This is a genomic window from Escherichia albertii NBRC 107761 = DSM 17582 (genome assembly GCF_000759775.1).
GTDB classification, from domain to species: Bacteria; Pseudomonadota; Gammaproteobacteria; order Enterobacterales; family Enterobacteriaceae; genus Escherichia; species Escherichia albertii.
This window is the reverse complement of sequence record NZ_BBMY01000192.1, coordinates 1-4,790: the sequence shown is the minus strand read 5'-3', so window position 1 is coordinate 4,790 and position 4,790 is coordinate 1. Positions and strand designations below refer to the sequence as shown.

The window sequence follows — 4,790 nt, the reverse complement described above, 5'->3', positions numbered from 1 at the left end:
CGGTTCAGTTCGCCCCAAAAAAGCGAATCTTTATCCGTTTTGGCAAAGGCTTTGACGAGTACCTCATCATTACCTTCTTCCCAAATTTTTTCCGCCGTTTTTTCGTCGTACCCGGCAATTTCAAAAATGGCCTCGGCTATTTCTGGCGACGTATTACGCAGAGATGCCCATTCACCTACGTGATGAGCTTTCGCTTCTTGAGTTGGCATGCGTATCCTCCTGTTGAAGATTAGCCGTTAAGTTTGACTGCCAGACCAGCAACATATTCCCCCTGATAACGTGCGATCGACAGCTCTTCCTGGCTGGGCTGGCGTGAACCGTCACCGCCTGCGATGGTGGTTGCGCCATATGGCGTTCCGCCGCGAACCTGCGAAACGTCAAATAACTCCTGGGCCGCGTAGCCAATAGGAACAATTATCATGCCGTGGTGAGCAAGGGTCGTCCAGGTTGAAGTAATGGTCTGTTCCTGGCCGCCGCCGGTGCCGGTAGAGCTAAAAACGCTCGCCAGTTTGCCGTATAGCGCACCGGAAGCCCACAGGCCGCCAGTCTGATCCAGGAAGGTACGCATCTGCCCTGACATATTGCCAAAGCGGGTCGGAGTACCAAAAATAATGGCATCGTAATCTGCCAGTTCTTGCGGAGTTGCAACGGGGGCAGTTTGCGTTTTACCGCCTGCTTTTTCGAATAATTGCGGCTGCATGGTTTCCGGTACACGCTTAACGACAACTTCCGCGCCATCAACTTTGCTTGCACCTTCAGCGACTGCGCGCGCCATCGTTTCAATATGTCCGTACATTCATTGTGGCATTGTTAAACAATTCACCCATTGAACTAAAAATTCTACTCCATCCTTCGTTAATCATATTCGGTTTATTAGGGTCACCAGAATACACAGGATTAAAGTCACTACCCACACCTACCCCAGATGGATGCATATTAGCGTTTTTGACTACTTCCTGATTCATAAAATCCAGTGCTTTCTTCAATGCATATAAACCAAGAGTGACGCCTCTGATTTGTGGAATCATTGAAGCTAATGCTAACGCTGTTTCATAACCGTCATCAGCATAACCAATTGCAAGAGCACTACCTACACCACCAGCTACACCTTTCAGTTTTCCACCACCTTTACCAGTAGCTACCTGACCAGCCACCTGATTAGCTCTTGTACCTAACGTTGTGATTGCTCTTGTCAGGTTCATAACCCCTGTAGTAGCACTGAATAGTGTCTTTGCAGATAACGCTATAGCAAGACCTTTGACAAAATTGATAAAACCATCACCGACTTCATCAAGTAGTTTTCGTTTAGTGTCATCAAGGCTGTAATAGGTCTTCTTAATCTGTAGAATCCAGCCTTCAAGGTGATTGTTAAAGATACGGATGTCATCTACACCAGCTTTAAGCATGTCGATAAGTCCACCGATAGCATCACCAGCGATAGAAGAACTCATCCCCATTTCACTAAGCAGGTTACTCAGGCTGGATAAGAAGCCGTTTAACTCATCCTGTGAACCTGAGAAGATTTTCACCATCGTATCATCCCAGTTGTTAGCCAGTTTCCCTAAAGCTGTCTGAGTGCTCTTAGCGACTTCAGCCCAGCCACCTGCTTTATCAATCATCAAGCCCATCTGTTTAGCGACTTTAGGGAGAGTATCAGCGGAAAGAATCTTCCCGTTTTTCATGGCTGCATCAAGCTCTGTAGCAGTCATACCCAATGCTTCAGCGAATAGTTTAAATGCACCTGCCATACGGTCACCTAACTGACCACGAAGTTCTTCAGCCTGAATCTTGCCCTTGCTCGCCATCTGCTCAAAAGCTTTCAAAATGCCGTTTAGCTCGTCGTTAGAAAGCCCCATTAAGCGACTCATAGCCGTTGCATTACCAAATAGCTCCTGTGTCTGTTCCTGTGACATAGAACCCTGAGCACCTGCTGCAAACTTAGCGTAGCTTGATAGCCCTTCAGAGATATTAAGACCTGTCTTGTCTGCTAAATTTCGAATAAATACCTCAGCTTCAGAGGCTTTATCACCAAGTACAAACTTAGCGGCTCTCTGTGCGGAATCTCGTTTAAGACCTGCATTCATAATGGCCTTGTAAGCGTTAAGAGCACCCATCACAGAGTAAAATGCACCAGATAATTTAATCGCATTGCTTGCAAGATTATTAAATGCGTCGCTTGTATTGTTAATGCTGGCGGTCTTTGTCTGTGACCTGAGTTTATTCAACGTTTCACGAAGAGATTGATTTAATTTTGCAAGTTCAGCGTTAAACTTTTCACTTCCAATATTACCAGCCTTACCGCTTAAGCTGTAATACTGTGCTTTAAACATTTTAGCCATCAGCGGATTAATATCACCAAGCTTAGACATATTCACGCTATGCGCTGCTGTGATTGCTCTGTTTCCGCTAATTCGTGGCTGTCTTGGTTGTTTTGGAGGATTAACAGTGTCATTAAATCTGGTGGTAAACTGGAAAGCTTTAGTATTTCTTGCTCTCTGTTCAATCTTGTCAAAGGTCTTATTAAACTTCCTTTCAAGCTGCCCTAAAGAAGCCGTTAAATTACTATCAAGCTGCTTTGTATTAATCCTGAAACCTTTGTTAAGGTTCTTTTCAATTCTTTGTGCTGACTGCAAAGCTGCCTTTTCAACTCTTTGCAAGCCCTTAATAACGTCCTCATTGAAGCTTAGCTCAACGATAAAACTATCAACTGTGAATTTGCTCATTCATATTTCACCTCTTAAGTGTTCATATACAAAAAAGGGAGAAACTACCGATATCACTCGATAATCTCTCCCGTTGATTTTTACCCAACCAATTCTTTTTTAATGTCTGACAAGATAATGTAATTCCGTTTCACCTATGATTTGAGCATCAGAAGGAATACGGTCAATACACCACTTTGGAATCTTGCGTGTTTTTGGTTTGTGTGAGGTGATAACTTGACGTTTGTTTTTAATTCTTAAGGCTGGATTGGCTTGTAACTTTAAGTTTTCACAAACAGACCGAATAGTCTCTAGACGCTCTTCAAACATTAATCACCTCTTTTAATTCATAGTTAAAGTGTCTTGCTATACTTCTGAGAAATCTTAGTAAGCTGCTCAATATCAGCCTGCATAGCAATCTTCTTCTGCGTTTCATAGTCACTGATTAGTTGCTTCATAGCTCTAAGCTGGTTAGCAAGCTCTTGCTTAAATCTGTTTAATTTTTTGCTATGACGCTCAAGTAGATTCTTTTCAGCTAACTGACAAATCTCTTCATCTGTTTTATCAGACAGTAAAATATATGAACCTGTACCGCGTGAAGCTGGTCTAACATCAATTAAACGGAATCCTTCAGGGATGTTTTGAAGAACTTTTGAGATATTCTCTCTTGCTGTACCAAAACCATCATTATCTTCAACTGAGTAATATACGAATGGATTTTGTCTAATTTCCACTTCAATATCAAAATCAGTTGGCTTTTCAGTCTCTTCAAAGTTCTTCACATTGTCGTAAGCGTCATCTAATCTAAGGCGCTGTGCTTTTAACTGTGGGTAATATTCACGCTCAAGATTAAATAGTGCTTCAGTTTTACCAATATCGGGCATCTCTTGAGGCTCAGGCGTCACAAAGATGATTTCCTTTGGTGACATCTTTAGCGATTGCTCAAGCTTAATTCTTTCATCGTGTTCTTTACGCTGAATAGTGATAGCTGGATGTTCAGTCTGTGGCGACCAGTCACCGAAGCTATCAATCTTTTTACCGTTAATGTAAATATCGTTTGTCATTGTTTTTTCCTCTTCTAAGCTAAAGTATTTCAGTTTTTAAAAAGCACACCTGACAGCCTACAAACTTAGAAGAGACTTAAAAGGCGGTTTGCCAAGTATGCTTTTTAAAAACTGAATAGCCCTAGATAATTTCTTATAAAGGGCTATTCATAAGGTGAAGAAATTAAAAAAAACATCTGAAGGATTCAATAACGAATGAACAAGAGTACTTTTCGAGATGACCTCTCAGACTAACCTGAAAGGCCATGTAGCGAAAAGCATTGCACCTTTCCAACTCAGAATATAGTTATCATCGATGTAGAGACGATTAATAGTTTAATTCAGGAAGAATTGCTCTCCCCTATATACAATCTTCTCATGCTTAAGGTTATTTGTCAACAGCTTTTTAACAGATTGGTAACATCAATTCTTATTTACTGTGTTACCCACCCAGCAACCAACAAATAGCCCTAGCAACGTCCAAGCAATTATTAAACCCATTAGTGAACCCTCACAGAATCCGTAACCAGAATATTGTCAGCGTGCAAAATTACTATAGCCGCCTTGAGATATTGTTCAGGGCTAACACTGTATTTGTTCGTTTCTTCGATAATAATACGCTTCATGTTTGAGTCTGTAATTGGTAGCATCATTCGAGGCTCGTTAAACTCCACCGACTGAATAAAGTCAGAGATGCTTTCCGCATTATCAGCCATTAACTCTAACAACTTATCAAAGTCAATGATAATACCTGCATCAGTGAAAGCCTGAATCATCATGGTGGTGTCGCTATCAACGAAAATCTGTAATTCGTAATTATTCATTTCTTAAAATCTCCTTTTTACCAGACCTCCTCAATCGCTCTGTAACGAGCTAAACAGTCTTTTTCAGGGGTAGCCTGTACAGTGGTATTACCCACCCTAAAATAAGGTAGTTTTTTGCGTTAGAATGCGATTGAGAGCGTCTGAGAAGCTGTTTTTCTAATTTCTCTTAAAGTCTCGGACTTGCATAAGATTTTTTGGTCTGGTATCGGCTCTGTTACCAT

General features: G+C 41.5%; 6 protein-coding genes. All 6 read right to left on the bottom strand.

Annotated elements, in window-relative coordinates; translation table 11 throughout:
- The coding region (locus tag EA14781_RS21745) for a YccJ family protein (protein ID WP_042326880.1) at nt 1-209 on the bottom strand (209 nt) is incomplete at its 3' end.
- A gap of 20 nt (nt 210-229) precedes the next feature.
- Nucleotides 230-796, bottom strand: coding sequence for an NAD(P)H:quinone oxidoreductase (gene wrbA / locus EA14781_RS21740; RefSeq protein ID WP_000274228.1), 567 nt, complete (start codon nt 794-796; stop codon nt 230-232).
- Nucleotides 780-2,723 (bottom strand): tape measure protein, encoded by a 1,944-nt coding sequence (locus tag EA14781_RS21735; RefSeq protein WP_024164773.1) that lies wholly within the window; start codon nt 2,721-2,723, stop codon nt 780-782. Before EA14781_RS21735 ends, wrbA begins: the two co-directional genes overlap by 17 nt.
- Before the next feature lie 99 nt (nt 2,724-2,822).
- On the bottom strand, nt 2,823-3,032 hold the full coding sequence (locus EA14781_RS23985; protein WP_001774388.1) for a hypothetical protein: 210 nt from the start codon (nt 3,030-3,032) through the stop codon (nt 2,823-2,825).
- Between the two features lie 23 nt (nt 3,033-3,055).
- Nucleotides 3,056-3,766, bottom strand: coding sequence for a hypothetical protein (locus EA14781_RS21730; RefSeq protein WP_000180293.1), 711 nt, complete (start codon nt 3,764-3,766; stop codon nt 3,056-3,058).
- Nucleotides 3,767-4,245: 479 nt separating this feature from the next.
- Complete coding sequence (locus tag EA14781_RS21725) at nt 4,246-4,569, bottom strand: hypothetical protein (RefSeq protein WP_001067224.1); 324 nt, start codon at nt 4,567-4,569, stop codon at nt 4,246-4,248.
- Nucleotides 4,570-4,790: the final 221 nt, after the last annotated feature.